This window comes from Roseovarius sp. A46, assembly GCF_004126395.1.
GTDB lineage: Bacteria > Pseudomonadota > Alphaproteobacteria > Rhodobacterales > Rhodobacteraceae > Roseovarius > Roseovarius nitratireducens.
Genome location: NZ_PVWS01000021.1, coordinates 12,961 through 39,828, shown reverse-complemented (window position 1 = coordinate 39,828; position 26,868 = coordinate 12,961). Strand labels below are relative to the sequence as shown.

Sequence of the window (26,868 nt, the reverse complement as noted above, 5' to 3'; positions counted from 1 at the left end):
GGCCGCCCCGGGGAGATTGGGGCGGCCCTCTTCGTTCGATCACCCGGCCCGGCGCCTGCGCCGGGCGGGCCAGGCCCGATGGGGGTCAGGCACCGACTTGCGAGTGAGAACGAATCTTGTCGGCGAGCGCCGCCTTGAGCTTCAGCGCGGCGATGCGTTCGTCAACGTTGCGTGCCGCGGCGATCTGCTCGTCGCAATAGATCTCGAGCGCGGACTTGCGCGGTACGTGCGCAGCGATCGCGGGCAGGGCGAGCGCCTCGTCGTCGGTGAGGAATACCTCGCCCTCGATCCCCGCCACCTCGCGGATGCTTGCGGCCCGCTCTTCCGTGCAGTCAAGAAGCCCGGCCAGCGCCGCAGCCTTGCCCATCTGCACGGTCTTGCCGACGTAGTCGTAGGGCGCGTTGCCCGAGCGCTTGAGCACCCGGTCCATCACCGGGTCGATCACCGTGACCACGTCGCTGATGCCCGAACGCATGGCGTATTCCACCGCGCCCAGCATCAACTCGGACGTGGCGTAGGTGACCGAGCCACGAGACCGCCCGCGCCCGAGCCGCTCTGTATCGACGCAAAAGCGCGTGGATTCCCACAAGGTTGCGCTGCGTAGCGGCGGCTCGCCGTCTAGGATCGCGTGGAACACGTCCGACAGCATGTGCGGCCCTGTGGTTTGCAGCGCGCGCACGCACGCCACGACATTGCCTGCCTCGTCGAGCCCGATGACATAGGCTGGATCGAGCGCGTCGAACTGATCTTCCTCGCGCCCGTCTGTAATGGTCACGTCCCATCCCAGCCGCCCGGCAAAGACCCGGGCGCGCAATCGGAACATCTGGTCGAGAACCATCGGAAACTTATGCTTGTTGAGTGCGTCAACGATCAGTATCATAGTGTTCATCCCCTTGAGTTGGCCGTATGAAAGTCGCGAACGTGAGTGACGCGGCTGCAGCCTTGAGATTAGGGGAAGCTGTGGGGAACGCTATTGGGGAAATCCCGTATGGAATCGCCTCAGCCGGGGTAAATGAGCCCCATCGAGATCGCGCGACCGACCGCTTGTGCCGTGGTGAGCGCGTATAGCTTGTGGCGCGCCGAGCGCAGGTGAACCTCGACCGTGCGGTGAGAAATCTTAAGGATATCAGCGATATCCTGCTGCGACTTGCCCTCAGCCGTCCATTGCAGGATCTCGCGTTCGCGCATTGACATCGACGGGCCGCGCAACAGGCTCGAGAAACTGTCCGAACTAATCACAAGGTCGTGCACATGTACCGAAAGCGCCTGCCAGACGTGCAGGTTCTCGCGGCAAAGCGCCTTCCACTCCGTCTTGGAGCCACCGCAGGTCAGGCTCAGCCCGCCGATGTCGCCATAGGGGCCACGCACCGGGATCGTGACGCCCTGGTCGGAGATGCCGAAATCATGGGCGGAGCGAAACACCGTGAGATAGTCGAGATCGCGCTCCAGCCGCGACCAGTCCACCGGTGCGATCGAGCGGCGCGCGCTGTGCAGGGTAGGGTCGATGCGGTGAAAGCCCTGGGTGGCGTAATGCTCTTGCCAATCCTTGCCGTAGGTGACGTGACCAATAACCGAGCGATTGATCGGGTTCATTCCGGCATAGGCGACGTGATCGACACCGAACCGGTCGCGTATCTCGTGCAGAAAGGCGTCGAAATCCTGCGCGGCATCGGGCAATTCGGCGAGGTCGATAAGCCCGGCCTGGTCGAATGCGTCACCCATCATGGTGCCTCCCGCCGCGGCGCGCGCCGCTTCTCAGAACCGTTCTCTCCCTGGAAACACGCCACCGCGTCAACCGTACTGGGCCATGACACATGATCGTGCCCCGCCCGAGGTAATCCCATGGTTGTGCCCTGCCAGGTAATGTCAAGATAAAAGCGAGCACATACGAACATTTCCAACGCTAGCATGGGATGAAGGCGCGTGTCGAGCGATCCGCCAAAATGACAAACGCACCGCGCGGGCTGGCCGCGCGGTGCGTCTTGACGTCTGCGTGCCGGTGGCCGATCAGGCGCTCTCGTCTTCCGAGGTGGCGGCTCCGGGGGCGTCGTCGTCCGAGGCGGCACCACCGATATCGTCGAACAGTTCCGCGATTTCGAAATCCGCTGCGGCCTCTTCCTCGGCGGCAGCGTCCTGGATCGTCCGTCCCGAGGCCTGAAGCTCGGCTTCCTCGGGCGAACGCGCCACGTTGAGCGTGATCGTCGCCATCACCTCGGGGTGGAGGTGAATCTCGACCTCGTGCAGGCCGAGTGTCTTGATCGGCTGGCGGATGATCGCCTGCTTGCGGTCGATGGTAAAGCCCTCGGCAATGGCGACATCGGCCACGTCACGGGTGCTGACCGAGCCGTAAAGGTTGCCGCCGTCCGAGGCCTGGCGAATCACGATGAAGCGCTGGCCGTCGAGCTTCTCGGAGAGCGACTCGGCTTCCTTGCGGGTCTCGAGGTTCTGCGCTTCGAGTTGCGCCTTGCGCTCCTCGAAATCGGCGATGTTGCGCTCGGACGCCGACAGCGCCTTGCCCTGCGGCAGCAGGTAGTTGCGTGCGAAGCCGGGTTTGACCTCGACGACATCGCCCATCTGGCCAAGCTTGGCGACGCGTTCCAGAAGGATCACTTGCATGGTCTCGCCTCCTTATTTCACGGCGTAGGGAAGAAGCGCGAGGAAGCGCGCGCGCTTGATCGCACGCGACAGCTCGCGCTGCTTCTTGGCCGACACGGCGGTGATGCGCGACGGCACGATCTTGCCGCGCTCGGAAATGTAGCGCTGAAGCAGGCGGGTGTCCTTGTAGTCGATCTTCGGCGCGTTCTCGCCCGAGAAGGGGCAGACCTTGCGGCGGCGGAAAAACGGTTTCGTAGCCATTACTTATCGTCCTTTTCTCAGGTGGTGGATCAACGGCGCTCGCGGCGCTCGCCGCGTTCCTCGCGCTTTTGCATCTGCACCGACGGCCCTTCTTCGTGGGCATCGACCTTGATGGTCAGCACGCGCATCACGTCGTCGTGCAGACGCATCAGGCGCTCCATTTCCTGCACGGCGGCGGCCGGTGCGTCGGTCCTGAGATAGGCGTAGTGGCCCTTGCGGTTCTTGTTGATCTTGTAGGCCATCGTCTTGACGCCCCAGTACTCGGTATCGAGGGCCTTGCCCCCGTTATCGGCGAGAATGGTGCTGAAATGCTCGATGAGCCCCTCTGCCTGCGCGTTGGAAAGATCCTGGCGCGCGATCATCACATGCTCGTAAAGCGGCATGTCGTCTCCACTTCTGTCAAGGCGCATTTCATAGGGCGGGCGATACCCTTTCGCTGCCCGTCCACGAGAGTCTGCGCGGTCCATAACGTTTGCGAAAGGTTGGCGGCGTATACCGTGCTGCATCCGCGCCTGCAAGGGCGATCGCGCCGGATCCGGCCTTGGCCCCCGGGTTGCCCAATTCCGGGCACGATTTCCGCGCAGAATGGGTCTGTCGAGGGAAGGAGAGGATCATGGTTGCGCATTCCGATTTCGATTGCGATCTCGCAGGTCCGCCCCTGCGCGGCGGCGATCCCGGCATTCCCGTTCGTGACGGGGGGCGCGGTCTGGTGCGGTTCGTGCTGCGTTTGGCGGGCGCGGGGCTCATCGCGGCCGCGCTTGGGCTCTGGGTGCTGCCGACGCACGGCGCCGATCCCGCTATGATGCTTATCAAGCTTTTGTTCTCGATAGGTCTTTTCTGGTTCGGGGCGCTCTGTCTCCACGCCGCGCGCCTGCCCGACAGGCGCCCCGAGGTGCAAATCGACCGTACCGCGCGCGAGTTGCGTGTGCTGACCCGGGGTCACGGCGGCGTACATCACGTGTCGGTGCACCCGCTCGACGATCTGCCCGAACTGTCCCTGCGTGACGGGTTGCTGAGCGCGCGCGACCGCAGTGGGCGGCTTGTCGTGTCGCTCCATGTGGCGGGCAGGTACCGCGAACGGCTCCTGCGCGAGGCGCTCGCCGCCGCACGCTGACCGTTGGCAGGCCGCGGCGAGTGTTCGCCTGTCCACAGGGGTTGTTTGAAACTGTGCAATTGTTCTCTGCCGTGAATGATCCAATTTCCTGCGTATCGCTTGACGATTGCAGGATTGGAGTTTTTTGCACATGAGACCGACTCTCTTCGCCGCCGCTACCTCGGCCGCGTTCGCACTTGCCGCCTCCGTGGCCCATGCCGCGCCCGAGACCTACGAACTCGACCCCGCCCACAGCCAGGTCGTGTTCACCTACAACCACCTTGGCTTCTCGACGACCACGGGGATGTTCTCGGGTTTCGAGGGTGAAATCCAGTTCGACGAGGACGACCCGGCCAATTCCTCGGTCAGCGTTTCCATGCCGGTGATGTCGATGTTCACCGGCTGGGAAGCACGCGAGGAGCATTTCATGTCCGATGACTTCTTCGGCGCGGAGGCGGGCGACATGGTCACCTTCACTTCGACCGGTATCGAAGTGACGGGCGAGAATACCGCGATCATCACCGGTGATCTGACCATGAACGGCGTCACCAAATCGGTTGATCTCGACACGGTGATGAATCAAAAGGCCGACGCCCACCCGATGGAGAACCGCCCCTGGGTCGGGTTCGACGCCACGACCACGCTCACGCGCACCGATTTCGGGCTCGGCAAGTTCGCGCCCTATGTCAGCGACGAGGTGCAGGTCGAGATCTCGATCGAGGCGGGCAAGCCGGAATAACCCTTGCGCTCACCGCTCACACGAATGCCGGGCCGTCCGCATCGCGGGCGGCCCCTTTGCGTTTGTCAGGTGCCGTAGGCACGACGCGCACCCGTCACCTCTGCCACCGCCTCGAGCAGGATATCGGCCACGGTATCGCAGTCCTGTCGTGTCAGCCGCGCGGGCAGGCGCACGTCGCAGGCCCGCATCAGCATCGCCCGCGTGCGCGGCAGGTCGGGCGCGGGTCCGGGCAGAAAACCCCAGTTCCAGAAGGCGCGCGCGTTGTCCGTGCTCTGCCCGAACACCTGCACCTTGACACCGCGCGCAGCGGCATTCTCGGCAAAATCGCGGGTTTCCGCGTCGCTCAGCCCGACGAGGTTGAACTGGATCGAATCGGGCGCACGCACCTCGCCGTCGAGCGGGGCAGGTACCGACAGGTGCGGCGACGAGTCGAGCCGCCCGGCCACGTGATCGTGGTTGGCGCGGCCCGCCTGAACGCGGCGCGGGACCTCGGGCAGTTGCGCGCGGATGATCGCCGCCGACAGGTTCGACAGGCGCAGGTTGTAGAGCGGCAGCCGGTTCTGCCAGCGGGCAAAGGCCGCGTCGAGCGCTTCATCGGGGCCGTCCATGTGCTTGGCCCAATTGTGTTCGTAGGCGCCGGACATGATCACCGCGCGCGCCACGAGGTCGGCATCGTCGGTGACCAGAATGCCGCCCTCGCCCGCGTTCACCAGCTTGTAGGACTGAAAGCTGAAACAGCCTACCCGTCCTATCGTGCCGATCTTTCGCCCGCGCCACAGCGTGCCCAGCGAATGCGCCGCGTCCTCGATCACCGGCACGCCGCGCGCCTCTGCCAGCGCCATGATCGCGTCCATGTCGGAGGTGTGGCCGCGCATGTGGCTGACGATCACCGCCTGGACACCCTCGAGCCGCGCCTCGAAATCGGCGATGTCGACCCGGTAATCCTCGCCCACCTCGCACAGCACCGGCACGCAATCGGCATGGACCACCGAGGAGGGCACCGCGGCAAAGGTGAAACCGGGGATCAGCACCCTTGCCCCCCGGGGCAGCCCCAGCGCCTTGAGCGACAGGAACAGCGCCGCCGAGCACGACGACACGGCGAGCGCATAGGATGTGCCCATCATCTCCGCGAATTCGTGCTCGAGCAGTGTCACCGGCGCGTTTAGCGGAGCGGTGTAGCGAAACAGGTCGCCGGAGAGGAGCAGCCGCTCGATCTCGGCGCGCGCGGCTTCGGGGATCGGCTCGGCGTCGTGGACATTCGGGGCTTGCGTCATGTGTTCGGCTTTCCTGAAAGTGACTTTCGGCTTTCCCGAACATATAGGCCCGAATTGTGACGGTTTGTCAAAGCCCGTCAGAGCCCAAGCCGGTCGCGCAGCGCGAACCAGCTCATCGCCAGCACCAGGAGCGGGCTGCGCAGTGCCGTGCCGCCGGGAAAGGCGGGGCAGGGCACGCGCGTCATGCAGTCGAATCCATCCGATTGCCCGCGCACCGCCTCGGCCATCAGCCGCCCCGCGAGCGTCGCCATGCCCACCCCGTGGCCCGAATAGCCCGAGGCCGACAGGATATTGGGCGCGACCCTTGCCAGATACGGCAAGCGCTTCATGGTGATGGCCAGCGTCCCACCCCAGGCGTAGTCGAGCGGCACCTCCGCCAGATGCGGAAATATCTCGAGCATGGGCCGCCGCACCGTGGCGCGGATGTCGCGCGGAAAGCGGTAGCCATAGCTCTCGCCACCGCCAAACAGAAGCCGCTTGTCATGGCTGAGACGGAAATAGTTCACCACGAATTTCGTGTCCGCCACCGCCACGTCGCGGGTCAGTACGCGCGCGGCGTCCTCTCCCAGCGGTTTGGTCGCGATGATAAAATTGTTGATCGGCATGACGCGCGTGGCCACCCGCCGGTCCAGCCCGCCGAGATAGCCGTTGCAGGCCAGCACCACGTGATCCGCCTCGACATGGCCCGCGTCCGTGGCCACGCGGGCCTTGGCCCCGCGCCGGATGTCGTGCACCTGCGCGCCCTCATGGATACGCACCCCCGCCGCCTGCGCCGCCCGCGCCAGCCCCAAGGCAAAGGCCAGCGGGTGCAGATGCGCGGCGCCCATGTCCAGCGTGCCGCCGTGATAGGCAGGCGAGGGGCAGAGCGCGTGCATCGCCTCGCGGTCCAGCGTCTCGATCTGCTCATAGCCGTAGCGCGCGGCGAGATGGGCGGCATAGGCGTGCTCCTCGTCCATCTCGCGCGGGGTGAAACAGGCGTGCGCCACGCCCGGCTTGAGGTGACAGGCGATGCCGTGGCGCGCCACCAGCCCCTTGACGAGGTCCTTGGCCTCTTCACCCAGTCGCCACAGATGGCTCGCGTCATCCGCGCCCACCAGCCGCTCCAGCGCGGTCTGCTCCATCCGCTGCCCGCTGCCCAATTGTCCGCCATTGCGCCCCGACGCGCCAAAGCCCACGCGCTGCGCCTCGAGCAGCACCACGTCGTGCCCTGCCTCGGCCAGGTGCAACGCCGCAGACAGCCCGGTATAGCCCGCGCCCACAACGCAGACATCGGCCCGCGCCGCGCCGCGCAGGGGCGGGAACGGCGGCAGCGGCTCGGTCGTGGCGGCGTACCAGCTTGGCGGATACTCCCCCCGCCGGTCATTGGCATGGAGCAGGTTCATGGCTTCATCTCTCCCGAAATACTCTCCTTCCGCGCCCCGGGGCTCAGACGTTGAGCAGCAGGTGCTCGCGTTCCCACGGGCTGATGACTTGCAGGAATTCCTCGTACTCTGTGCGTTTCACGATGGCGTAGACACGGACAAACTCTGGCCCGAGGATGTCGTGCAGTGCTGTGGCCTCCTCGAAGAGGGTCAGCGCCTCGCCCATCACGTTGGGAATGTCGGACTCGCCGGAATAGGCATCGCCCTTGAACTGCTTGTCGGGCCACTCCTCGTTCAGGATGCCCAGCAGGCCGCAGGAAAGGCTCGCGGCGATGCCAAGATAGGGGTTGCAGTCCATCCCGGCCATTCGGTTCTCGACCCGCCGCGCGTCGGGGCCCGACAGCGGCACGCGGATCCCGGTGGTGCGGTTGTCGCGGCCCCAGGCGAGGTTGATGGGCGCGGCATGATCCTTGACGTAGCGGCGATAGGAATTGACGTAAGGTGCCAGCACCGCGATGGCCGAAGGCAGGTGTTTCTGCAAGCCGCCGATGAAGTGAAAGAACAGGTCGGTCTCACCGCCCTGCGGCCCGGCAAAGAGGTTGCGCCCGGTCTCTATATCGAGGATCGAGTGGTGGACATGCATGGCGCTGCCCGGCTCGTCCTCGATCGGCTTGGCCATGAAGGTGGCAAAGCAGTCGTGCTTGAGTGCCGCCTCGCGAATCAACCGCTTGAAGTAGAACACCTCGTCGGCGAGCTTGATCGGATCGCCGTGCCGCAGGTTGATCTCGAGTTGCCCGGCACCGCCCTCCTGCGTGATGCCGTCGATCTCGAAGCCCTGCGCCTCGGCGAAATCGTAGATGTCGTCGATCACCGGGCCGAATTCATCGACGGCGGTCATCGAATAGGCCTGTCGTGCCGCCGCCGGGCGACCGGAGCGGCCCATCATCGGCTTGATCGCCTGGGCGGGGTCGAGGTTGCGCGCCACGAGGAAGAATTCCATCTCGGGCGCGACCACGGGCTTCCAACCGCGCGCGTGATACATCTCGACCACACGGCGCAGCACGTTGCGCGGGCTGAACGGGATCGGCGCGCCCTCGCGGTCAAACGCATCGTGGATCACCTGTATCGTCCAGTCCGCCGTCCACGGCGCGGCCGACGCGGTGGACATGTCGGGGCGCAGGATCATGTCGCGCTCGATAAAACCTTCGTCGCCCGCGGCTTCGCCCCAGTCGCCGGTGATGGTCTGGTAAAAGATCGAATCTGGCAGGTGGAAATAGTCTTGCCGGGCGAATTTCGTCGCCGGAACGGCCTTGCCGCGGGCGATGCCGGGCAGGTCCGAGATGATGCATTCAACTTCGTCGAGGCGGCGGTTCTCCAGATAGGCTTGCGCCGCCTCGGGAAGCCCTTTGACGAACTCTTTCAAATCAGCCATCTCAGCCGCCTTTCGTGAAAATGTCGGCGATGGTCTGCGCCATCGCGTCCGTGTCGGTCGGTGTGTCGAGCCGGGCGCGCGCATGATCGCGCAACGGATCGGGAACCACGCCGATGGCGCGGTGCTCGATCAGACGGTCCATCATGGTGGCATTGAACTCGGGGTGCGGCTGAACGCTGAAGATGCGCGGACCGTATCGCAGCGCGGCGATGTCGCAGCCTTCGGCGCGGCCCACCACCTCCGAGCCCGGCGGGGCCGCGATTATCTGGTCCTGGTGCCAGGCGTTGAGGGTGTAGGGGCGGCCGTCGATCTCGTAGGTCGTGGCGCCCACGCGCCAGCCGTCGGGGTGCTTGACCACCTTGCCGCCCAGCGCCTGAGCGATCACCTGGTGGCCGAAGCACACACCCACGAGCGGCAGATCCGCCGCGCGGATGTCGCGGATGAGTTGCTCCAGCGGCGGCAGCCAGGGATGATCCTCGTAGACGCCGTGTTTTGATCCGGTGACGAGCCAGCCGTCGGCGGCGTGCGGTCCGTCAGGGAATTCTTCATCGACCACGTTATAAGGTTCGAAGTCGAATCCGTGCCCCTCCAGCAGCCGCGCGAACATGGCGTCGTAATCGCCCAGTTCACCCAGCACGATGTCGGGGGCGTGGCCGGTTTTCAGGATGCCGATCTTCATTTGGGTGTCCGTTGTTTGATCAAATCTTGGCGGCGGGCTTTCCCGGACCCTACACCGTTTCGAGATAGACCTTCCAGTGATCCTCTGCGGCCATCTGGTCAATGCGCGCGTGTTCCTGGCGCTTGGTCATCACCAGGTTGGCGATCAGATCGGCGGGGAAGATGCGGGCGATCAGCGGATCGGCCTCGAACAGGTCGATGGCGCTCTGCCAGTCGGCGGCAAGCTGCGGCAGGTCCGCCTCGTAGGCGTTGCCGGTGATCGGGTCGGGGGGCGTCATCGCGTCGTCGATGCCGGTGATTGCAGCACCCAGTATGGCGGCAAAGGTCAGGTAGGGGTTGATGTCGCCACCCGCCACGCGGTGCTCGATCCGGCGTGCGGCGCCCGCGCCGCCGGGGATGCGCAGCGCGGCGGTGCGGTTCTCATACCCCCAGCCCGCGCCGGTGGGTGCATGCGCGCCGGGCACGAGGCGGGCGTAGCTGTTGGCGTGCGGGGCAAAGATCAGCGTCGAGGCGGGCATCGCCGCGAGGCACCCTGCCACCGCGCTGCGCAGCACATCGGTGCCGCGCGGCGTGCCGTCGTCGAACACGTTGTGTCCCTCGGTATCGAGCACCGAGAAATGCATGTGCATGCCGTTGCCGCTATCGGCGTCGAAGGGCTTGGCCATGAACGTGGCGACATAGCCGTGCCGTCGCGCAAGCCCGGTGATGAGGGTCTTGAACAGCCAGGTATCGTCGGCGGCTCGCAGCGCGGATTGGTGGTGGAGGGTCAATTCGAACTGTCCGATCCCGGCCTCCGAGATCGCCGATTCCACCGGGATGCCCATTGCGTCGCCCGCCGCATAAAGCGCAGATAGGAATTCGTCGAACGCGTCCATCTGCCCCAAACTGAGGATGCCAGGCGCCTTCATGCGCCGTCCGGAGCGTGGATCGCGAATTGTTTTCAATGACTTGCCGGATGGATCGACAAGCGTGAACTCAAGCTCGGTGGCGGCGAACACTTCCCATCCGCGGGCGGCATAACGCGCCAGAACAGCCGAGAGCGCGTGGCGCGGGTCGCCCGCGAAGGGCGTGCCGTCCTCGTAGTGCATCACCATCGGCACGAGCGCCTGCGGCTCTTCCAACCAGGGCAGAGGCACGGCACCACGGTCGGTCGCGAACAGTCGCCCGTCAATGTCGCCGCTGTCGAAAACCAGCGGAGAGCCCTCGATATCGGCACCGAAAATATCTAGATTCAAGGCGCTTAGCGGCATACGCAGGCTACCGTCGTCGAGCTTGTCGGCAAAGCTTGCGGGCAGGCGCTTGCCGCGCATCCTGCCGTTGAGGTCGCACGCGGCCACGCGGAAGGTCTGGAACTGTGAGAGGTCCATCGGGGAGGTCCTGAACGGGGTTTTGGCGAGCCTATCGCGGGGCAGGGGGCTTGCCAAGGATAATTTGATCAAAAAAATGCCAAGCGGCACCGTGGCGAACCTGTAGGCTCGAGAGGTGAACCGCAAGGTTCGCGCCGGGCAGCGCACGGTGGAAGGTGGGAAGGGATTTGCGCAACGCAATGGGTGTGGAGATGTCATCCTCGGGCTTGACCCGAGGACCTCCCGGTCAAGAGATCCTCGGGTCAAGCCCGAGGACGACGTTAACGCAGCGAACGCTGCCAGCGGTTCTCGAGCTTCTCGATGGCGGCGATGCGGTCGGCGGTCTTGGGGTGGCTCATCAGCCAGGCGGGCATCGGGCCGCCCGCCCCCGAGGTCAGGGCCTCGAGCTTCTGAAACAGCGATTTCTGTGGCTCGGTGCCGATCTCCGCCTTGGTCAGGAGTGCTGCGGCGTAGGCGTCGGCCTCGTATTCGTCGCCGCGAGACAGCCGCGCCGCCAGCAGGGTGGTGAGGCCGTTGGCGATCCACACGCCAATGCCGGGCAGGAAGCGCGACAGGATCATGGCAAGCGCGGTGCGCAGCGCGTTCTGCCCGGAAAAGTCGATCATCCGCCGCCGCGCGTGGCCCAAGGCGACGTGGCCAAGCTCGTGCGCGATCACGCTGGCCATTTCCTCGGCCGAGACCTCGCCGGTCTGGAACTTGCGGTAAAAACCGCGGGTGATGAAGATGCGCCCGTCGGGGGCGGCGAGCCCGTTCACCGGGTCGATCTCGTAGAGATGCACGCGCACGCGCGGCAGGTCGAGCGCGCGGGCGAGGCGGTCGAACACCGACTTGAGTCGCGGGTCGGCCAACTCGGTCGAGCGCGCGTCAAGCTCGCGCGTGGTGCGCCAGACCGAGAAGCGATACATCGCGAGCGCGTAGAGAAGCGCCAGAAGGATCGGCGTGAATTTCAACATGACCCGAGATATGGGGCAGCGGGGCGCCGCTGGCAAGCGGCGGGACGGGCTGGACCGCGCGAGGGTGCTCGCGTAACGAGGGGCCACATCCCATCCAAGGAGCGTCTGCCATGAGCGTCCAGGTCTATATCTTTCTCGCGCTGGCGATCCTCGCCGAGACGGCGGGCACCACGGCGTTGCAGGCCAGCCAGCAATTCACCCGGCTGTGGCCGTCGGTGCTGGTGGTGGTCGCCTACGCGATCAGTTTCTACCTCCTTGCGCTGACGCTCAAATACATGCCGGTGGGCGTGGTCTACGCCATCTGGTCGGGGCTGGGCATCGTGTTCATCGCCGCCATCGGCTACGTGATCTTCGGGCAGAAGCTGGACGCGCCCGCGATGATCGGCACCGCGATGATTCTCGCCGGGATCGTGGTGATCCAGCTCTTCTCCAAGGTGGCGCCGCATTGACGGGTGGTTGTCGCGCTGCCGGCAGGAACGGTGGTCGGAGTGTGCCACGCTTCGACCGGCAGCCGGGGCGTGCAGGCATGTCTTGATCCGCGCATTGACGCGAGTCCCCCATGTCCCGCCACCGCCATAACGCCGATCCAGGAGTGACCGGGGTCGCTCGGCGGTCCTGAAAAGGGTGGAAATGCGCCGCTTGGGGCGCTATCCCGGCTTGCGTAACCGATGCGGAGGCGTGCGATGCGCGACACCATCACCGAGCGCTGCGCGGCCAGGGGGCTGAGGATGACCGGGCAGCGGCGCGTGATCGCCCGCGTGCTGGAGATTTCCGACGATCACCCCGATGTTGAGGAACTGCACGCCCGCGCCACCGCCCGCGACCCGAAGATCTCCATCGCCACGGTGTATCGCACGGTCAAGCTGCTGGAGGAGGCGGGTATCCTCGACAAGCTGGAGTTCGGCGACGGGCGCGCGCGCTACGAGGATGCCGAGCGCGCCCATCACGATCATCTCATCGACGTCAATTCCGGCGACGTGATCGAGTTCGTCGATCCCGATATCGAGGCCCTGCAGGAGCGCATCGCCGAGAAGCTGGGCTATCGGCTTGTGGGGCACCGGCTGGAGCTTTACGGCGTGCCGCGCAAGGACAAGGAGTAGCGCGGAACATGGACCGGGTGATGCGGCTGGCGCTGGGCAGCGTGCTGGTGGGGCTTGCGGTGCTCTCGCTCAAGGTGGTGGCGTGGCGCGTGACCGGCTCGGTGGCGCTCATGTCCGACGCGCTCGAAAGCGTGGTCAACGTGGCCACGGCGCTGGCGGTGATCGCCGCCTTGCGGTTGGCGCGGCGTCCGGCGGATGCCAACCACCCGTTCGGCCATCACAAGGCCGAGTTCTTCGCCGCGGTGCTGGAGGGCGTGCTGATCGTGCTGGCGGCGGTGTTCATCCTGCGCGAGGCGTGGGACGGGCTGGCGAGCCCGCGCGCGATCGATGCGCCGTGGCTGGGGCTGGCGGTCAATGCCGGGGCGGGGCTCATCAACGCGGTATGGGCGTGGCTGCTGATCCGCGAGGGGCGGCGGCACCGCTCGCCGGCACTCGCCGCCGACGGGCGGCACCTGATGACCGACGTGGTCTCGTCGGTGGGGGTGCTGGGTGGCGTGGCGCTGGCAGTGGCGACGGGGTGGTGGGTGCTCGACCCCGCGCTCGCGGTGCTGGTTGCACTCAACATCCTGTGGTCGGGCTGGAGCGTGATCCGCGGCTCTCTGAGCGGGCTGATGGACGAGGCGGTGTCGGATGACGAGCTGGTGCGCATCCGCCGCATCATCGCCGAGAGCGCCGAGGGCGAAACCGCGCTGGAGGCGCATGATTTGCGCACGCGCCACGCCGGTCCGGTGACGTTCATCGAGTTTCACCTCGTGGTGCCGGGCGAGACCACGGTAGAGGCCGCCCACGCGCTGTGCGACCGGATCGAGGCGGCGCTGATGGGCGCGCTGCCCGATGCGCGGGTGACGATCCATGTCGAACCCGAGCACAAGGCCAAGCACAGCGGCATCGTCGTGTTGTCGTAGGGCAGTGGCTTTCGCCTCGTCGCGGGCTGTGCGAATAGGGGGTGATCGCCCCCGAGGAAAGGCCCCCGAGAATGGAAAACCTGCGCGGCAGCGTGCTGATGGTGCTGGCGATGGCCGGCTTCGCGCTGGAGGACATGTTCATCAAGCGGCTGGCCGGGGCCATGCCGGTGGGGCAGATCATCATGGTGCTGGGGCTGGGCGGCGCGGTGATATTCGCCGCGATCTGCCTGGGGCAGGGGCGGCGGCTGTTCTCGCGGGATTTGCTGGCGCGGCCGGTGATCCTGCGCAACACCGGAGAGATGGCGGGCACCATGTGTTTCGTCACCGCGATCGCGCTGACGCCCTTGTCATCGGCCTCGGCGATTCTTCAGGCGACGCCGCTCGCCGTCACGCTGGGTGCGGCGCTGTTCCTGGGCGAGCCGGTGGGCTGGCGGCGGTGGTCGGCGATCCTCGTGGGGTTTGCGGGCGTGCTGATGGTGGTGCGCCCGGGGCTCGAAGGCTTTGCGCCCGCCTCGCTCTTTGCCGTGGGGGCGGTGGTCGGGCTGGCGGCGCGGGACCTGGCGACACGGGCGGTGCCGGCGGCGATCTCGTCGATACAGCTCTCGGCCTATGCCTTTGCCACGCTGGTGCCGACGGGCGCGATCCTTCTGGCGTTCGGGGACGGGCCGGTGGTGCCGGGGGGCGTGCAGATGCGTGACCTCGGGCTGGCGCTGGCCTGCGGCGTGGGGGCCTATTACGCCATCGTCGCGGCGATGCGGGTGGGCGAGGTGGCGGTGGTGACGCCGTTTCGCTACACGCGGCTGGTGTTCGCGCTGGGGATCGGGATGCTGGTCTTTGCCGAGCGGCCCGATACGTGGACGCTGATCGGCGCGGCGGTGATCGTGGCCTCGGGGCTCTACACTCTGATGCGCGAGGCACGGATGGGGCGGCGGCGATAGGGGAGAGGCCTGGCCCGAAGCGGCATGCTGCGCGCGGCGCGCGCCTCGATGAACTGCCCCCTCAGAACGGCATCGGGTGCGCCCTGTGCGTCGCGTCGAGATCGGCCAGCACCTCGTCGCCCAGCGTCACGTCCGCCGCGCCCAGCGCCCGGTCGAGCTGATCCATGCGCGTCGCGCCGAAGATTGCCGAACACATGAAGGGCCGCGTCAGGCACCACGCCAGCGCCATCTGCACCGGGTCGAGCCCGTGCTTGCGCGCCACCTCCAGGTAGGCGTCCACGGCGGCAAAGGCGCGCGGCACGCGGCGCCCGCCGAGATCGGTGTTGATCGTCATGCGTGACCCTGGGGGCAGCGCGCCGTCCTGGTACTTGCCCGTCAGCATCCCCGCCGCCAGCGGCGAGAACGCCAGCAGGCCGACATCCTCGTTGACGCTCAACTCCGCCAGGTCGGTGTCGTAGAGGCGGCACATCAGCGAATACTCGTTCTGAATCGAGGCCACGCGGGGCCCGCGCCCCGCCTCGGCCAGCCGCAGCCACTGCGCCGTGCCCCACGCGCTCTCGTTCGACAGGCCAAAGGCGCGGATGCGGCCCTTGTCGACCTCGCGTTGCAGGGCTTCCAGCGCCTCTTCCATGTGGGCGAGCGTCGCGTCGCGATCCTGCCCCGAGGGGTCATAACGCCAGTTCTGCCGGAACATGTAGCTGCCCCGGTTGGGCCAGTGGAATTGATACAGGTCGATGTAGTCGGTGCGCAGCCGCCGCAGCGACCCCTCCACCGCCTCGGGTATGGTCGCCGCCGAGATCGGTGCGCCACCGCGGGCGTGCGAAAAACCCGCGCCGGAATGCTTGGTGGCCAGCACCACCTCATCCCGCCGCCCCGTCCGTGCGAGCCAATCGCCGATGATCTCCTCGGTGCGCCCGGTAGTTTCGGCCCGGACGGGCGCGGTGGGATACATCTCGGCGGTGTCGATGAAATTCACGCCCCGGTCCAGCGCCCGGTCGATCTGCGCGTGGCCCTCTTCGGCGGTGTTCTGCGCGCCCCAGGTCATCGAGCCGAGGCACAGCGCGCTCACCTCGATGCCGGTGCGGCCCAGCGGTCTTTTGTGCATGTCGGATGGTCCTGTCCCGTTTCGCACGGAGCCTATTGCCCCCGTCTCACGGTGGCAAGTGGTGTGGCAGATGAGAAAACTGGCCAAAGCAATCGGGCTTCTTGACCCCATGCCGTCGGGGAGCTATCAATTCCAACAGAATTTGTCGGATTTAACGCGAAACAGGGGGATACTCATGACCGACCGGACCAAACCACGCAGCGTCACCGTGCGCCGCACCCTGACCCTCGGCACCGTTCTCGCGGGCATGACCGCGACCGGCGCCGCGGCGTCCGAGGACGGCTATACCCCTGTCGAGACCGAACAATCCGGCATCATCCTCGCGCAGGCCGAAGGCGAGGGCGAGGGCAGCGCCGCCGAGGGCGAAGGTGAAGGCGAAGGCGAAGGCGAAGGCAACGCCGGTGTTGCCGATCCCGAACAGCGCCTGCAGCGCGATCTGAGCTTCATGGAGGGCCACCTGCGCGCCGGTCTCGCGCTGTACGAGGCGGGCGATCTAGAGGCCGCGCGCACCCATATGGGCCACCCGATCAAGGAGAAATACGACGCCGTCGCGGCCCCGCTCGCGGCGATGGACAAGGGCGCGCTGAAGGACCGGATCGGGGCCATTGCCGAGGCCGCCGAAACGGGCGCGCCGCTCGACGAGGTGCGCGCCGCTTTCGAGGCCGCCCGCGCCATGATGGAAGAGGTGCGCGCCACCATGTCCCCCGCCGATCAGGTCATGGGGCTGGCCGCGCTGACCCGCGTGGCGGGCGAGGAATACACCGTCGCCGTCGCGGGCGGCGAGGTGTCGAACCTGCACGAATACCAGGACGCATGGGGTTTCCTGCGCGTGGTCGAGAGCGAGGCGCGGCAGATGGCCGAGAGCGAAGATCCCGCCATCAAGGCGGCGGGGCTGGAAATCCTCGACCATCTAAAGGCCACCAACGCCGCCTTCGGCGATCTTCAGGGCGAGGGCGATTTCGAAATGGCCCCCTCGATCCTGATGGGGGCCGCGGCGCGGATCGAACTCACCGGCTTCGGGCTGGGCTGAGCGGATGATCCTCGTCATCGGTGACGTGCTCGATGCGGGCGAGGTGGCGGCGTTGCGGGACGCCGCCGCCCGCCTCGAATTCGGCGATGGCAAGACCACCGCGGGGCGCTATGCCCGCGACGTGAAGGCCAACCTGCAAGCGCAGCCCTCGAAAGGGCGCGAGGCGATTTTCCAAAAGGTCCGCCGCGCGCTCATGCGCCACGAGGTGTTTCTCGCCGCCGCGCGGCCCAAGCGCTTTGCCCGGCTGCTGCTGTCGCGCTATCGCACCGGCATGGAATACGGCCTCCACGTCGATGACCCGATCATGAACGGCAGCCGCACGGACCTGTCCTTTACCCTGCCGCTCTCGGACCCCGACGACTACGAGGGCGGCGGGCTGTGCATCGACGACGGGATCGAGGAACGGGTGATCCAGCCGGCTGCCGGCGACGCGGTGCTCTACTCCACATCGGCGCTGCACCGGGTCGAGCCGGTGTTGGACGGTGAGCGGCTTGCCGTGGTCGGCTGGATCACCAGCCGCGTGCGCGATACGGCGCGGCGCGAGGTGCTCTACGATCTCGACGTGGCCACGCGCGAGGTCTTTGACGCGCAGGGCAAGACCCCGGCCTTCGACCGGCTGTTCAAGGCCAAGAGCAATCTCTACCGCATGTGGGCCGAGGACTGAACGCCGCCCGCGCCCCGCGGCGCTCAGACCGAAACCCTCTTCCTGCCTATGCGGACCTCCGGCACGGCCCCCAGCGCCCCGGCCAGCGCCTTGAAGCGCGCCTGCGCCACCTCGCCGAACAGCGCCGAGGCGTCCGAGGCGAGATCGAGCCTCAGCACCTTGCGCCGCGGGTGCCAGCGCATCCGCGCGATATCGGTCTCGTCGGTCAGCCACAGCATCGCCGCGAGCCGCAGCGCGCGCCCGAGGATCTCGGCCTCGTTGCGGTCGCGCTCGGAAATCAGCTCTTCCAGCGTGTCGAACCGCGTGCCCGCGCGCTTGTTGGAATAGCGGTGCAGCAGTGCCAGCCCGAGAAACACCCGCTCGGAATGCTTCAGCCCCCCGAGATTGGCGCGGGTGGCGTTGTCGAAACAATCCTCGGCGCGGTAATCGGGATGCGCCCGCCAGCTCACATCGTGCAGCAGGCAGGCCGCCTTGACCAGCCGCAGCCGTTCGGGCCGTGCGGATTTGTAGAGCGGCGCGATGAAGCGATAGATCACTTGGCCAAAACCGGGCAGGCGCGCGTCCTTGGCCTCGGAAAAGCGGCATGCCTCGATCAGCGGGTCGCGCACGCGCAGCGATTCCGGCATCTGTTCATAGAGAAGCCCCTCGCGGATACCGTAGCTCGACACCGCGATGTCATGCGGGCGAAAGCTGCGCACCACCTCGCGCAGCACCTCGGCGGCAAAGGGCACCAGCGCGATGCGTGCCGCCGACACGCCCGATTGCGCGCGCAACGCGTCCGCGTCGTGCTTGGCGATATGCTTGATGGTGGCGCGCAGGTCGGCGGCGGTCATGCGGTATTCGTGCAGAACGTGCAGCGGATAGCCGCGCCGCGCCATGTCGACGCGGGCGATCGCGCGCCACGAGCCCCCCACCAGGAACAGCCGGTTCTTCTGTTCACCGAGCCCGTCACGCAGCCGCTCTACCGTTTCGCGGATCAGCGCCTTGCGCGCCTTCTTGCCACCCTTGAGATCGCGCAGCTTGAGCGGGCCGAGCTTGGCACTGACGCAGCGGCCCACGCGGCCGCCGTCGATCTCGCCCAGTTCCATGGACGAGCCGCCCATGTCGCACACCAGGCCATAGGCCCCCGGCCAGCCCAGCAGCACCCCCTGCGCCGAGAGCCGCGCCTCTTCGGGGCCGTCGATGACAAAGAGTTGGATGCCTGTCTCGCGCTCCACCTCGGCGACGAAATCGGCGCCGTCCTCGGCCTCGCGCACCGCCGCCGTCGCCACCGCGTTGAGCGGGCCGGTGCCCAGCCCTTCGGCCACATGCGCAAAGCGCCTGAGCGCGTCGAGCGCGCGTGCGCGGCCCTGCGGATCCAGCCGCCCGGTCTCGGCCATACCCGCGCCAAGGCCGCACATCACCTTCTCGTTGAAGAAATAGGCCGGGCTGCGCGCGGCACCGTCGAACACCACGAGGCGCACCGAGTTGGAGCCCACGTCCACCACACCCACGCGGGATAGCGCGCGCGCCTCTGGGCTGTCGAAGAGCGGACGCCCGAAGGGGCGGTCGCGGTGCGCTGCGGGATCGTTCACGCCGTCCATCGTCTGCCTTGTCGGTCCCTGACGTGTCTAGGCCGCGGGCGCGCGCGGGTCAATCGTCGGTGTGGGTCAGCGTCGGCACGTCCGACGCCCCCGCCGAGCCGCGCCCCGACAGCGACGGGTTCTCCATGAAGAAGCGGTGACAGTTGAACGCGAATTCCCCCTCGGGGGTCGGTTCGCGCACGAAGCTGCCATCGGGCGCCATGACCCAGCTTTGCGCCACGTCGGCCATGTTGGCGGCCATGATCTGGCTGACAATCTGTGCCTTGACTGTGGGGTTGGTGGTTTCCACCAGCGTCTCGACCCGGCGGTTGAGGTTGCGGCCCATCCAGTCGGCGGAAGAGATGAACACCCGTGCCTTCTTTGACGGCAGCCCGGCGCCGTTGCCGAAACAGACGATGCGCGAATGCTCGAGAAACCGCCCGACGATGGATTTCACGCGGATATTCGACGACAGCCCCGCGATGCCCGGCCTGAGCCCGCAGATGCCGCGTACCACGAGGTCGATCTTCACCCCCGCCTCCGACGCGGCATAAAGCGCGTCGATCACGTCCGGCTCGATCAGCGAGTTCATCTTGGCCCAGATTGCCGCCGGCTTGCCCGCGCGGGCGTGCTCGGCCTCGCGCCCGATCATGTCGAGCAGCCTTGGCTTCAGCGATTTGGGCGAGATCGAGATGTTCTCCAGCCCCTCCGGCTCGGCATAGCCCGACAGGTAGTTGAACACCTTGGTCGCGTCCCGCCCCAGCTTGGCGTCGCAGGTGAAAAAGCTCAGGTCGGTATAGATGCGCGCGGTGATCGGGTGATAATTGCCGGTGCCGTAATGGGTATAGGTCACGAGGGTGTCGCCCTCGCGCCGCACCACGGTGGAAATCTTGGCGTGGGTCTTCCAGTCGACGAAGCCGTAGACGACATGCGCGCCCGACCGTTCCAGCCGCCGCGACTGCCGGATGTTGGCGGCCTCGTCGAACCGCGCCTTGAGCTCCACCAGCGCGGTGACGGATTTGCCATCCTCGGCGGCCTCGCATAGCGCCTCGACAATGGGCGAGTTGCGCGAGGTGCGGTAGAGCGTCTGCTTGATGGCGAGCACGTCGGGGTCGCGCGCGGCCTGTTGCAGGAACCGCACCACCATGTCGAATGTCTCGTAGGGGTGGTGCAACAGCATGTCCTTCTGCCGGATCGCGGCGAACATGTCGCCGCCGTGATCCTGCACCCGCTCGGGCACGCGCGGCGTGAACGGCGGCCACAAGAGGTCGTGCCGCGCATCGAGCACCAGCTCTTTCAGATCGGCGAGCCCGATCATGCCGTCCACCTCCACCACCTCGTCGGGGATGACGTGCAGCTCCTGCATGATGACCTCGCGCAGCGCCTCGGGCGCGCCCGAGGTGATCTTCATCCGCACCACCTCGCCGCGGCGGCGGCGCTTCAGCGCCACCTCGAACTCGCGCACCAGGTCTTCGGCCTCTTCCTCGACCTCGAGATCGCTGTCGCGCAACACGCGGAATGCGCAATGCCCCTTGTAACGGTAGCCGGGGAACAGACTGTCGAGATGCAACAGCAGCAATTCCTCCAGCGGCAGGAATCGGTGCGCTCCCTCGGGTGCGGGCAGCGCCACGAACCGGTCGATCTGCTGCGGGATCGGCAGCAGCGCCTGAAGCGGGCGCTTGTCCGAGATGCGCGACATCTGCAACGCCAGCACGTAGCCGAGATTGGGAATGAACGGGAACGGGTGCGCCGGGTCGATGGCCAGCGGCGACAGCACCGGAAACACCCGGTGCAGGAACATCTCGGCCAGGTACTCGCGGTCCGTATCGTCGAGCACGTCATGGGTGAGGATCGAGATACGCTCGCCCTCCATCTCCGTGCGCAGCGTCTCGAACGCCTGTTGCTGCGCTTGCAGCAGCCTGCGGGCGTTCTCGTTGATCAGCACGAGCTGTTCGGCGGGCGTCAGCCCGTCGGCGGCGGGCGTGGTGCTGCCCGCCTTGGCCAATTCACGCAGGCCCGCCACGCGCACGTTGTAGAACTCGTCCAGGTTGGTGGCCGAGATCGACAGGAAGCGCAGACGCTCCAGCAGCGGCACGCGCGGGTTTTCCGCCTCTTCCAGAACCCGCCAGTTGAACCCGAGCCAGCTCAGCTCGCGGTTAAAGAACCGGCCCGGCCCGGCAATGTCCAGCCCCTCGGGCGTGACCGGTTCGGGGGCGGGGTTCCTGAGAAAATCAGCCTGAGTCATGCGGGCCTTATGGTGGCGGAGTGTAACACTCGGGTGACGGATGATGGCGTCAGTGACCGCGATTGTCCAGCACCTCGGCGGCGAGCTGCCGCGTGATCGCCCGCCCCGTGGCCAGCGCCCGCGCGTCGATCTCGGCGACGGTGGCGCGGGCGGCGTCGAACGTGCGCTCGATGCGCCGCGCGAGGTAGGGCACGCAATCGGGCGCGGGGGCAAGCTGCCGGTCGGCAAAGAGCTTGGCCAGCACCGCCGCCAGCAGCGCGTCGTCGGGCGGCCCCAGCCGCGCGAGCAGCATGGCCTCCATCCGGCTCGCCAGGTCGGGCAGGGCAAGGCCCCAGTGCCGCGGCGGCACGGCCGCGCTCACCAGCAGCGTGTGACCCTCCGCCAGCACCAGGTTGTGCAGGTGAAACAGCGCCGCCTCGGCCTCCGCGTGCCCGGCGATGCCATCGGCATCCTCCACCGCCACCGGCCCGGCGGCCAGCGCGTCGATATCGGCACCGCCCAGGTCCCCCGCGGCCACGATCGGCGCACCCGTCAGCGCCGCCCATACATGCACCAGGTGCGTCTTGCCCGCGCCGCGCGGCCCCGCCAGTACCAGTTTTCGCGCCGGCCAGTCGCGCCAGCCCTCGATCAGCGCCACCGCCTGCGCGTTGGCCGGCGAGACGAAGAAATCCTCGCGCCCCAGCGCCGTGCGCGCGGGCAGATCAAAGACCAGTTGCCGGGATGTCATCCGTCGCCCCGATCCTCGCCGCGCCCGTCCAACCCGCGATAGAGCCTGCCTTTCTGGTACTCCGCCACGGCGAACCGCGCGATCACCCCCAGCGCGGCGGCCACCGGCACCGCCACCAGCATGCCGACGAAGCCAAACAGCGTGCCGAAGGCCGACAGCGCAAAGATCAGCCATACCGGGTGCAGCCCCACCGAGGAACCGACAAGGCGCGGGGTCAACAGGTTGCCCTCGATCACCTGCCCCGATACGAAGATGGCGGCCACCAGCCCGATGCTCAGCCAGTCGCCCCAGAACTGGAACAGCGCCAGTCCCAGCGCCAGCGTGCCGCCAAAGATCGCGCCGACATAAGGAATGAACGTCACCAGCCCCGCCGCCGCCCCGACGACGAGGCCGAATTGCAGCCCCACCAGCATCAGCGCCACCGCGTAATAGGTGCCGAGGATCACCGAGACCGTGCCCATGCCCCGCACGAAACTCGCCAGCGTGGCGTCGATCTCGCCCGCCAGCCGCCGGATGATCGGCGCGTGATCGCGCGGCAGCAGGTGGTCGATCCGCTCCACCATGTGATCCCAGTCATAGAGCAGGTAGACGGCGACCACCGGTGCCACCACCAGCAGCACCACCACGTTGACCAGCGACGCGGCAGAGCTGAGCGCGGTCTGCAAAAGCTGCCCGCCGCGCTCGCGCACCGTCTCGCCCAGCGATTGCAGCGCCTGCTGCAGCGTCGAGTCCGGCTCGTAGAGCGACGGCAGGTGCTTGCCGAGAAAGCCCTGCAAATCGCGCGCAAGCTGCGGCGCGGTGTCGAAGAGGGCGATCGCCTGCGCCACGATCGACGGGATGATGAGCAGCGCCATGATGACCAGTACCAGCACCGCCACCGCGGTGATCGTCGCCACGGCGAAGATGCGGCTCATCCCCAGCCGCTCCAGCCGGTCGGCGACGGGGTCGAGGAAATACGCCACCGCCGCGCCCAGCACGAAGGGCAGGATCACGTCCCCCAGCACCCATAGCACCCCCAGCACCGCGACGGTCGCGATGCCCCAGTATTTGATCTGATCCCGGACCGGCAGGGCCATCGGCGTTCCTTCGGCTGCGTGTGCGCAACATCGCTTGTGACGCCGGGGGTTTCAAGAGCGCCCAGCACGTCATCCCCGTCATCCTCGGGCTTGACCGAGGACCTCATTCCTCAATCGCCCCCCCCCATGCAAAGCCCCGCAAACCGCGCCTCTATCCAGGGATGGCAGCGCTAGCGAACAGCGCGCGCCGCCGCCATCCGTTAACGTCGCGTCGCCCCACCGCCCGCCGCACCCCGCGAACCGTGCGGTTCGTGCGCTGAACCTGCAGGTTCGGGGGTGCCGGGGCGGCGCGCGCGGCGTCTTGCCCCGCTTCGGCTTCTCGCCTAGAACCGCCGCGACATCCGCCCCCAAGCCACGAGGCCCGCCCATGCGTCTGAGCCGCTATTTCCTGCCCGTCCTCAAGGAGACGCCCGCCGAGGCGCAGATCGCCAGCCACCGGCTGATGCTGCGTGCGGGCATGATCAAGCAGGCGACGGCGGGCATCTATTCGTGGCTGCCTCTGGGCTTCAAGGTCTTGAGAAAGATCGAGAATATCGTCCATGAGGAACAGGCGCGCGCGGGTCACAACCCGATCCAGATGCCGATCCTGCAATCGGCTGACCTGTGGCGCGAGAGCGGCCGCTACGACGATTACGGCGCGGAAATGCTGCGCATGAAGGACCGGCACGGGCGCGACCTGCTCTATACCCCCACGGCCGAGGAACTGGTAACAGATATTTTTCGTTCCCACGTAGGCAGTTACAAGGACCTGCCCCTCACCCTCTACCAGATACAGTGGAAATTCCGCGACGAGGTCCGCCCCCGGTTCGGCGTCATGCGCGGCCGCGAGTTCCTGATGAAGGACGGCTACAACTTTGATTTGACAAAAGAAGATGCGCTGCACGCCTATAATCGCCACCTCGTGAGCTACCTGCGCACCTACGAGCGGATGGGCCTTCAGGCGATCCCGATGCGGGCGGATTCCGGCCCCATCGGCGGCGACGACACCCACGAATTCCTCGTGCTGGCCGAAACCGGCGAGTCCGAGGTGTTCTACGACAGCGCCATCACCGACCTGAAATTCGGCGACCGCGAGATCGACTATGACGACCCGGCGCAGTGCCGCGCGGTGCTTGAGGAATTCACCTCGCGCTATGCCCGCACCGACGAGACCCATGACGAGGCGCTGTTCAACGAGATCCCTGAGGACCGCCGCCGCGTCGCCCGTGGCATCGAGGTGGGACAGATTTTCTATTTCGGAACAAAGTATTCCGAGCCGATGGGTGCCACCGTGCAGGGCCCCGACGGCAAACCCGTGCCGGTGCACATGGGCAGCCACGGGATCGGTGTGAGCCGCCTCGTGGGCGCGATCATCGAGGCGAGCCATGACGAGCGGGGCATTATCTGGCCCGAGGGCGTGACCCCATTCCACGCGGGTATCGTAAACCTCAAGCAGGGCGACGCCGAGGCCGATGCCGCCTGCGAGGCGCTCTATGCCGCGATGACGGCGCTGGGGCTCGAGCCGCTCTACGACGATCGCGACGAACGCGCGGGCGGCAAGTTTGCCACGATGGACCTGATCGGCCTGCCGTGGCGGATCACCGTGGGGCCGCGGGGGCTCAAGAACGGCGTGGTCGAACTCACCTCGCGGCGCACCGGCGAGAACGAGGAACTGCCGCCCGAGGATGCGGTGCAACGGCTCGCCGATATCTATGCAGGGCACGTGCTGCGCCCGTGCTTCTGAGCGGCGCTTTGTCCCTTGACCTTGGCAGGCAAATTGCGCAAATCAGCGCCCACCGGGGCCGTAGCTCAGTTGGGAGAGCGCGTCGTTCGCAATGACGAGGTCAGGGGTTCGATTCCCCTCGGCTCCACCATTTCTTGCTTGATCGTCGAGATGTCGGCCAAGACCTTGAACGGACAGGCGATATCACCAGTTCGGAAACCGCGTCCCGCGAACGCTGCGAGGGTGTTGCCCTGACGTTGGTTCAGATGCACGGGTTTGGAACGAACGGCCAACAACATTCGCCAGAACACCGAGGCGGTTGAATACCGGCGCCGGCCATCTATTCGGCCATCACAAGACGAAGGCGTAAAGCACCACCCAGATCGACAGGGCGATGCCGCAGCTTAGCGTATAGACACCGTTCCACACCCATCCGACACGCAGCGCGCTGATGCCGGCGAAGGATCCGATCAACAGCGTCGTCGCGGTGAACGGCGAGCTGGCCCCGCTCAGCGCCCAGCCTGCTGCCAGTGCCACGACGATGGCGGGCGGGGCCACGCCGAGACTGTCCGCCCCGGGGATGAGCGGCGCGATCAGCGTCACGGCCAGGATCGGGTTCATCCCGACCTGCCCGGCCAGCGGGATGAGCCAGACAAAGCTTACGAGGATGACCCACGGGGGCAGCACCGAAAGGTCGAGCCCGGCATGCTGCATCAAGGGCCCCAGCAGGGCCGAGCCGACGGTGCCGATATACCCCGCCATCATCAGCAGTGTGAGTTCGCCGCGATACCCCGGCAGTTCCTTGGTCACGTAATCACCGACCCGCATCGCCACCGACCGGACGGGCGCATGTGCCCAGTGCTGGATGAGCATCCAGACAAGCGCGATCACCGGCACGATAACCACCACCAGCCCGACGATCCGCACGTCCGTGACGGCAGACAGGGTGATGACGCTGACCACCAGGACCCCGAGCAGCGCGACCATCGGCAACATGGAGGCCCAGGAGCCGCTCGGTTCGGGGCGTCGAGGTGTTACGCTCAGCCTTGGCTTGAACGCGGTATCCAGCCCCCAGCCGACCCCGGCCAGAAGCGCGGACGAAACCAGCCCCGGGACCATCGCCTGTGACCAGCTTGCCCCTGGCACGACGCTAACCGAGATCGCCATCGCAAAGGAAAGGGGCGACCACGGAAGCGTCGACACGAAGGCCCGTTGAATGGCCAGGAGCATCCGCCGGATACGGTGGCCGCGCACCTCTGCGTTTGGCTCGGATCCGGCATTTGCGAGCGCCAAGGCGCCCAAGAGCTGGATGGCACCGTAATTGAGCAGCAACGCGAATCCCTGGCCGCCCACGGTCAGCGCGGCATAGCGCCGACCCGGTCGCTGGCCCGAGAGAAACCGGCCCGCCGCCTGCACCGCGGGCGAGGTCTGTGCGACATTGCGCAGGGTCGAGAGCGCCGAGAAGAAGGCCGCGATGAACGCCGCCGAACCCAGCCCGTCCAGAACCGTGCCCTGCCAGTCCGCCGTGCTGACCGCCAGCGCCAGCGTCAGGCCGAGCGCCACCGCGACAAATGCCTTGCGCGAAAACCGCACCTGCGCCGCGAAGATGCAGGCGACCATCACCACAAGCACAGGTTTCGCGGGCGCCATCCACGCCGCGACATGCCATTCGTGAAAGATGACAAGACAGGTGATCGCGATCAGCAGGAGACCGGTTAGAAGGTCGATCTTCTCTCGATTTCCATTGGTCATTTCCGAAATCGTCCCACAAGTTGCCAGACACTTGTGCCTGCTGCGCTGTCAGGCGGCAATACGCATGGGCAATCGCAGAGGTCGCGCCATCGCACGATGATATCCGCGAAGAGGATCGCAGTTGCTTGTTCCATGTCGTGTTGATGTTGACCTATTCTGTTCGGAGGTTGGAGCATTCGGGTAATCCGGAGTGGCCAGCGTTGCCCCCTTCAATTTCAAATTTCAAGCTGCGACACGACCGGAATCCCAGGAATGCGTGACGCAGGCTTTCGCCCGTTTGCTGTCGGCCGTGCACTTGCCATTTCCAGG

General features: G+C 66.7%; 26 protein-coding genes and 1 tRNA gene. 10 read left to right on the top strand and 17 right to left on the bottom strand.

What is annotated here, in order from left to right:
- Positions 1–85: 85 nt before the first annotated feature.
- The 5 genes from C6W92_RS11970 to rpsF all read right to left on the bottom strand — a co-directional run bounded on the left by C6W92_RS11970 (position 86) and on the right by rpsF (position 3,239).
- Complete coding sequence (locus tag C6W92_RS11970; protein ID WP_129433498.1) at positions 86–880, bottom strand: acyl-homoserine-lactone synthase; 795 nt, start codon at positions 878–880, stop codon at positions 86–88.
- 119 nt (positions 881–999) lie between these two features.
- On the bottom strand, positions 1,000–1,722 hold the full coding sequence (locus tag C6W92_RS11965) for an autoinducer binding domain-containing protein (RefSeq protein ID WP_129433495.1): 723 nt from the start codon (positions 1,720–1,722) through the stop codon (positions 1,000–1,002).
- A gap of 285 nt (positions 1,723–2,007) precedes the next feature.
- Positions 2,008–2,616, bottom strand: coding sequence for a 50S ribosomal protein L9 (rplI, locus tag C6W92_RS11960; protein ID WP_129433492.1), 609 nt, complete (start codon positions 2,614–2,616; stop codon positions 2,008–2,010).
- Positions 2,617–2,628: 12 nt separating this feature from the next.
- The gene (gene rpsR / locus C6W92_RS11955; RefSeq protein ID WP_104017380.1) at positions 2,629–2,856 is read right to left on the bottom strand and encodes a 30S ribosomal protein S18; all 228 of its coding nucleotides are present in this window, start codon (positions 2,854–2,856) and stop codon (positions 2,629–2,631) included.
- Between the two features lie 29 nt (positions 2,857–2,885).
- Positions 2,886–3,239, bottom strand: coding sequence for a 30S ribosomal protein S6 (gene rpsF, locus C6W92_RS11950; RefSeq protein ID WP_129433489.1), 354 nt, complete (start codon positions 3,237–3,239; stop codon positions 2,886–2,888).
- 230 nt (positions 3,240–3,469) lie between these two features.
- Here rpsF and C6W92_RS11945 point away from each other — a divergent pair, with 230 nt between their 5' ends.
- Positions 3,470–3,970, top strand: a complete 501-nt coding sequence (locus C6W92_RS11945) for a hypothetical protein (protein WP_129433486.1) — start codon at positions 3,470–3,472, stop codon at positions 3,968–3,970.
- 130 nt (positions 3,971–4,100) lie between these two features.
- Positions 4,101–4,688 carry a YceI family protein gene (locus tag C6W92_RS11940; protein WP_129433483.1) on the top strand — a complete coding sequence of 196 codons (588 nt, stop codon included), beginning with the start codon at positions 4,101–4,103 and terminating at the stop codon, positions 4,686–4,688.
- Positions 4,689–4,753: 65 nt separating this feature from the next.
- On the opposite strand, the gene C6W92_RS11935 is transcribed toward C6W92_RS11940, so the two are convergent.
- The 6 genes from C6W92_RS11935 to C6W92_RS11910 form a co-directional block, all read right to left on the bottom strand.
- Entirely contained in the window at positions 4,754–5,962 is a 1,209-nt protein-coding gene (locus C6W92_RS11935; protein WP_129433480.1) for an aminotransferase class I/II-fold pyridoxal phosphate-dependent enzyme, read from the bottom strand.
- A gap of 77 nt (positions 5,963–6,039) precedes the next feature.
- Positions 6,040–7,344 (bottom strand): FAD-binding oxidoreductase, encoded by a 1,305-nt coding sequence (locus C6W92_RS11930; protein ID WP_129433477.1) that lies wholly within the window; start codon positions 7,342–7,344, stop codon positions 6,040–6,042.
- A 43-nt stretch (positions 7,345–7,387) separates the two neighbouring features.
- On the bottom strand, positions 7,388–8,755 hold the full coding sequence (locus C6W92_RS11925; RefSeq protein WP_129433474.1) for a glutamine synthetase family protein: 1,368 nt from the start codon (positions 8,753–8,755) through the stop codon (positions 7,388–7,390).
- A gap of 1 nt (position 8,756) precedes the next feature.
- The gene (locus tag C6W92_RS11920) at positions 8,757–9,434 is read right to left on the bottom strand and encodes a type 1 glutamine amidotransferase (RefSeq protein WP_129433472.1); all 678 of its coding nucleotides are present in this window, start codon (positions 9,432–9,434) and stop codon (positions 8,757–8,759) included.
- 49 nt (positions 9,435–9,483) lie between these two features.
- Entirely contained in the window at positions 9,484–10,800 is a 1,317-nt protein-coding gene (locus C6W92_RS11915) for a glutamine synthetase family protein (RefSeq protein ID WP_129433469.1), read from the bottom strand.
- A 260-nt stretch (positions 10,801–11,060) separates the two neighbouring features.
- Entirely contained in the window at positions 11,061–11,753 is a 693-nt protein-coding gene (locus tag C6W92_RS11910) for a M48 family metallopeptidase (protein ID WP_129433466.1), read from the bottom strand.
- A 110-nt stretch (positions 11,754–11,863) separates the two neighbouring features.
- On the opposite strand from C6W92_RS11910, the gene C6W92_RS11905 reads away from it, so the two are divergent.
- From C6W92_RS11905 to C6W92_RS11890, 4 genes are all read left to right on the top strand, one after another.
- Complete coding sequence (locus C6W92_RS11905) at positions 11,864–12,202, top strand: SMR family transporter (RefSeq protein ID WP_338066327.1); 339 nt, start codon at positions 11,864–11,866, stop codon at positions 12,200–12,202.
- A gap of 234 nt (positions 12,203–12,436) precedes the next feature.
- A complete protein-coding gene (locus C6W92_RS11900; protein ID WP_104017391.1) occupies positions 12,437–12,853 on the top strand; it encodes a Fur family transcriptional regulator in 417 nt (138 codons plus the stop codon).
- Positions 12,854–12,861: 8 nt separating this feature from the next.
- Positions 12,862–13,758 carry a cation diffusion facilitator family transporter gene (locus C6W92_RS11895; RefSeq protein WP_129433463.1) on the top strand — a complete coding sequence of 299 codons (897 nt, stop codon included), beginning with the start codon at positions 12,862–12,864 and terminating at the stop codon, positions 13,756–13,758.
- Between the two features lie 71 nt (positions 13,759–13,829).
- Positions 13,830–14,696, top strand: coding sequence for a DMT family transporter (locus tag C6W92_RS11890; protein WP_129433460.1), 867 nt, complete (start codon positions 13,830–13,832; stop codon positions 14,694–14,696).
- 61 nt (positions 14,697–14,757) lie between these two features.
- On the opposite strand, the gene C6W92_RS11885 is transcribed toward C6W92_RS11890, so the two are convergent.
- Positions 14,758–15,801 (bottom strand): aldo/keto reductase, encoded by a 1,044-nt coding sequence (locus tag C6W92_RS11885; RefSeq protein ID WP_129433457.1) that lies wholly within the window; start codon positions 15,799–15,801, stop codon positions 14,758–14,760.
- Positions 15,802–15,976: 175 nt separating this feature from the next.
- Here C6W92_RS11885 and C6W92_RS11880 point away from each other — a divergent pair, with 175 nt between their 5' ends.
- Positions 15,977–16,831: a hypothetical protein gene (locus tag C6W92_RS11880; protein WP_129433454.1), complete on the top strand. Its 855-nt coding sequence runs from the start codon at positions 15,977–15,979 to the stop codon at positions 16,829–16,831.
- 4 nt (positions 16,832–16,835) lie between these two features.
- Positions 16,836–17,495, top strand: a complete 660-nt coding sequence (locus tag C6W92_RS11875; protein WP_129433451.1) for a Fe2+-dependent dioxygenase — start codon at positions 16,836–16,838, stop codon at positions 17,493–17,495.
- A gap of 23 nt (positions 17,496–17,518) precedes the next feature.
- Here C6W92_RS11875 and C6W92_RS11870 read toward each other — a convergent pair whose 3' ends face one another.
- Genes C6W92_RS11870 through C6W92_RS11855 form a run of 4 tightly spaced genes read right to left on the bottom strand, consistent with a single transcriptional unit; the run spans position 17,519 to position 23,105 of the window.
- Positions 17,519–19,069 (bottom strand): Ppx/GppA family phosphatase, encoded by a 1,551-nt coding sequence (locus C6W92_RS11870; RefSeq protein ID WP_241691148.1) that lies wholly within the window; start codon positions 19,067–19,069, stop codon positions 17,519–17,521.
- 58 nt (positions 19,070–19,127) lie between these two features.
- Complete coding sequence (locus C6W92_RS11865) at positions 19,128–21,302, bottom strand: RNA degradosome polyphosphate kinase (protein ID WP_129433446.1); 2,175 nt, start codon at positions 21,300–21,302, stop codon at positions 19,128–19,130.
- Positions 21,303–21,351: 49 nt separating this feature from the next.
- Positions 21,352–22,029: a DnaA/Hda family protein gene (locus C6W92_RS11860; RefSeq protein ID WP_129433443.1), complete on the bottom strand. Its 678-nt coding sequence runs from the start codon at positions 22,027–22,029 to the stop codon at positions 21,352–21,354.
- Entirely contained in the window at positions 22,026–23,105 is a 1,080-nt protein-coding gene (locus C6W92_RS11855) for an AI-2E family transporter (protein ID WP_129433440.1), read from the bottom strand. Before C6W92_RS11855 ends, C6W92_RS11860 begins: the two co-directional genes overlap by 4 nt.
- Positions 23,106–23,472: 367 nt before the next feature.
- Between C6W92_RS11855 and proS the strand changes: the two genes are divergently transcribed.
- Together proS and C6W92_RS11845 are read left to right on the top strand one after the other, a co-directional pair.
- Complete coding sequence (gene proS / locus C6W92_RS11850) at positions 23,473–24,828, top strand: proline--tRNA ligase (protein WP_129433437.1); 1,356 nt, start codon at positions 23,473–23,475, stop codon at positions 24,826–24,828.
- 54 nt (positions 24,829–24,882) lie between these two features.
- A tRNA-Ala gene (locus C6W92_RS11845) sits at positions 24,883–24,958 on the top strand.
- A gap of 200 nt (positions 24,959–25,158) precedes the next feature.
- On the opposite strand, the gene C6W92_RS11840 is transcribed toward C6W92_RS11845, so the two are convergent.
- A complete protein-coding gene (locus C6W92_RS11840) occupies positions 25,159–26,559 on the bottom strand; it encodes a hypothetical protein (protein WP_129433434.1) in 1,401 nt (466 codons plus the stop codon).
- Positions 26,560–26,868 lie beyond the last annotated feature (309 nt).

Coding starts and splice junctions, on each gene's coding strand:
- C6W92_RS11970 (WP_129433498.1), bottom strand. CDS start 880: ATGATACTGATCGTTGACGCACTCAACAAGCATAAGTTTCCGATGGTT.
- C6W92_RS11965 (WP_129433495.1), bottom strand. CDS start 1,722: ATGGGTGACGCATTCGACCAGGCCGGGCTTATCGACCTCGCCGAATTG.
- rplI (WP_129433492.1), bottom strand. CDS start 2,616: ATGCAAGTGATCCTTCTGGAACGCGTCGCCAAGCTTGGCCAGATGGGC.
- rpsR (WP_104017380.1), bottom strand. CDS start 2,856: ATGGCTACGAAACCGTTTTTCCGCCGCCGCAAGGTCTGCCCCTTCTCG.
- rpsF (WP_129433489.1), bottom strand. CDS start 3,239: ATGCCGCTTTACGAGCATGTGATGATCGCGCGCCAGGATCTTTCCAAC.
- C6W92_RS11945 (WP_129433486.1), top strand. CDS start 3,470: ATGGTTGCGCATTCCGATTTCGATTGCGATCTCGCAGGTCCGCCCCTG.
- C6W92_RS11940 (WP_129433483.1), top strand. CDS start 4,101: ATGAGACCGACTCTCTTCGCCGCCGCTACCTCGGCCGCGTTCGCACTT.
- C6W92_RS11935 (WP_129433480.1), bottom strand. CDS start 5,962: ATGACGCAAGCCCCGAATGTCCACGACGCCGAGCCGATCCCCGAAGCC.
- C6W92_RS11930 (WP_129433477.1), bottom strand. CDS start 7,344: ATGAACCTGCTCCATGCCAATGACCGGCGGGGGGAGTATCCGCCAAGC.
- C6W92_RS11925 (WP_129433474.1), bottom strand. CDS start 8,755: ATGGCTGATTTGAAAGAGTTCGTCAAAGGGCTTCCCGAGGCGGCGCAA.
- C6W92_RS11920 (WP_129433472.1), bottom strand. CDS start 9,434: ATGAAGATCGGCATCCTGAAAACCGGCCACGCCCCCGACATCGTGCTG.
- C6W92_RS11915 (WP_129433469.1), bottom strand. CDS start 10,800: ATGGACCTCTCACAGTTCCAGACCTTCCGCGTGGCCGCGTGCGACCTC.
- C6W92_RS11910 (WP_129433466.1), bottom strand. CDS start 11,753: ATGTTGAAATTCACGCCGATCCTTCTGGCGCTTCTCTACGCGCTCGCG.
- C6W92_RS11905 (WP_338066327.1), top strand. CDS start 11,864: ATGAGCGTCCAGGTCTATATCTTTCTCGCGCTGGCGATCCTCGCCGAG.
- C6W92_RS11900 (WP_104017391.1), top strand. CDS start 12,437: ATGCGCGACACCATCACCGAGCGCTGCGCGGCCAGGGGGCTGAGGATG.
- C6W92_RS11895 (WP_129433463.1), top strand. CDS start 12,862: ATGGACCGGGTGATGCGGCTGGCGCTGGGCAGCGTGCTGGTGGGGCTT.
- C6W92_RS11890 (WP_129433460.1), top strand. CDS start 13,830: ATGGAAAACCTGCGCGGCAGCGTGCTGATGGTGCTGGCGATGGCCGGC.
- C6W92_RS11885 (WP_129433457.1), bottom strand. CDS start 15,801: ATGCACAAAAGACCGCTGGGCCGCACCGGCATCGAGGTGAGCGCGCTG.
- C6W92_RS11880 (WP_129433454.1), top strand. CDS start 15,977: ATGACCGACCGGACCAAACCACGCAGCGTCACCGTGCGCCGCACCCTG.
- C6W92_RS11875 (WP_129433451.1), top strand. CDS start 16,836: ATGATCCTCGTCATCGGTGACGTGCTCGATGCGGGCGAGGTGGCGGCG.
- C6W92_RS11865 (WP_129433446.1), bottom strand. CDS start 21,302: ATGACTCAGGCTGATTTTCTCAGGAACCCCGCCCCCGAACCGGTCACG.
- C6W92_RS11860 (WP_129433443.1), bottom strand. CDS start 22,029: ATGACATCCCGGCAACTGGTCTTTGATCTGCCCGCGCGCACGGCGCTG.
- C6W92_RS11855 (WP_129433440.1), bottom strand. CDS start 23,105: ATGGCCCTGCCGGTCCGGGATCAGATCAAATACTGGGGCATCGCGACC.
- proS (WP_129433437.1), top strand. CDS start 23,473: ATGCGTCTGAGCCGCTATTTCCTGCCCGTCCTCAAGGAGACGCCCGCC.
- C6W92_RS11840 (WP_129433434.1), bottom strand. CDS start 26,559: ATGACCAATGGAAATCGAGAGAAGATCGACCTTCTAACCGGTCTCCTG.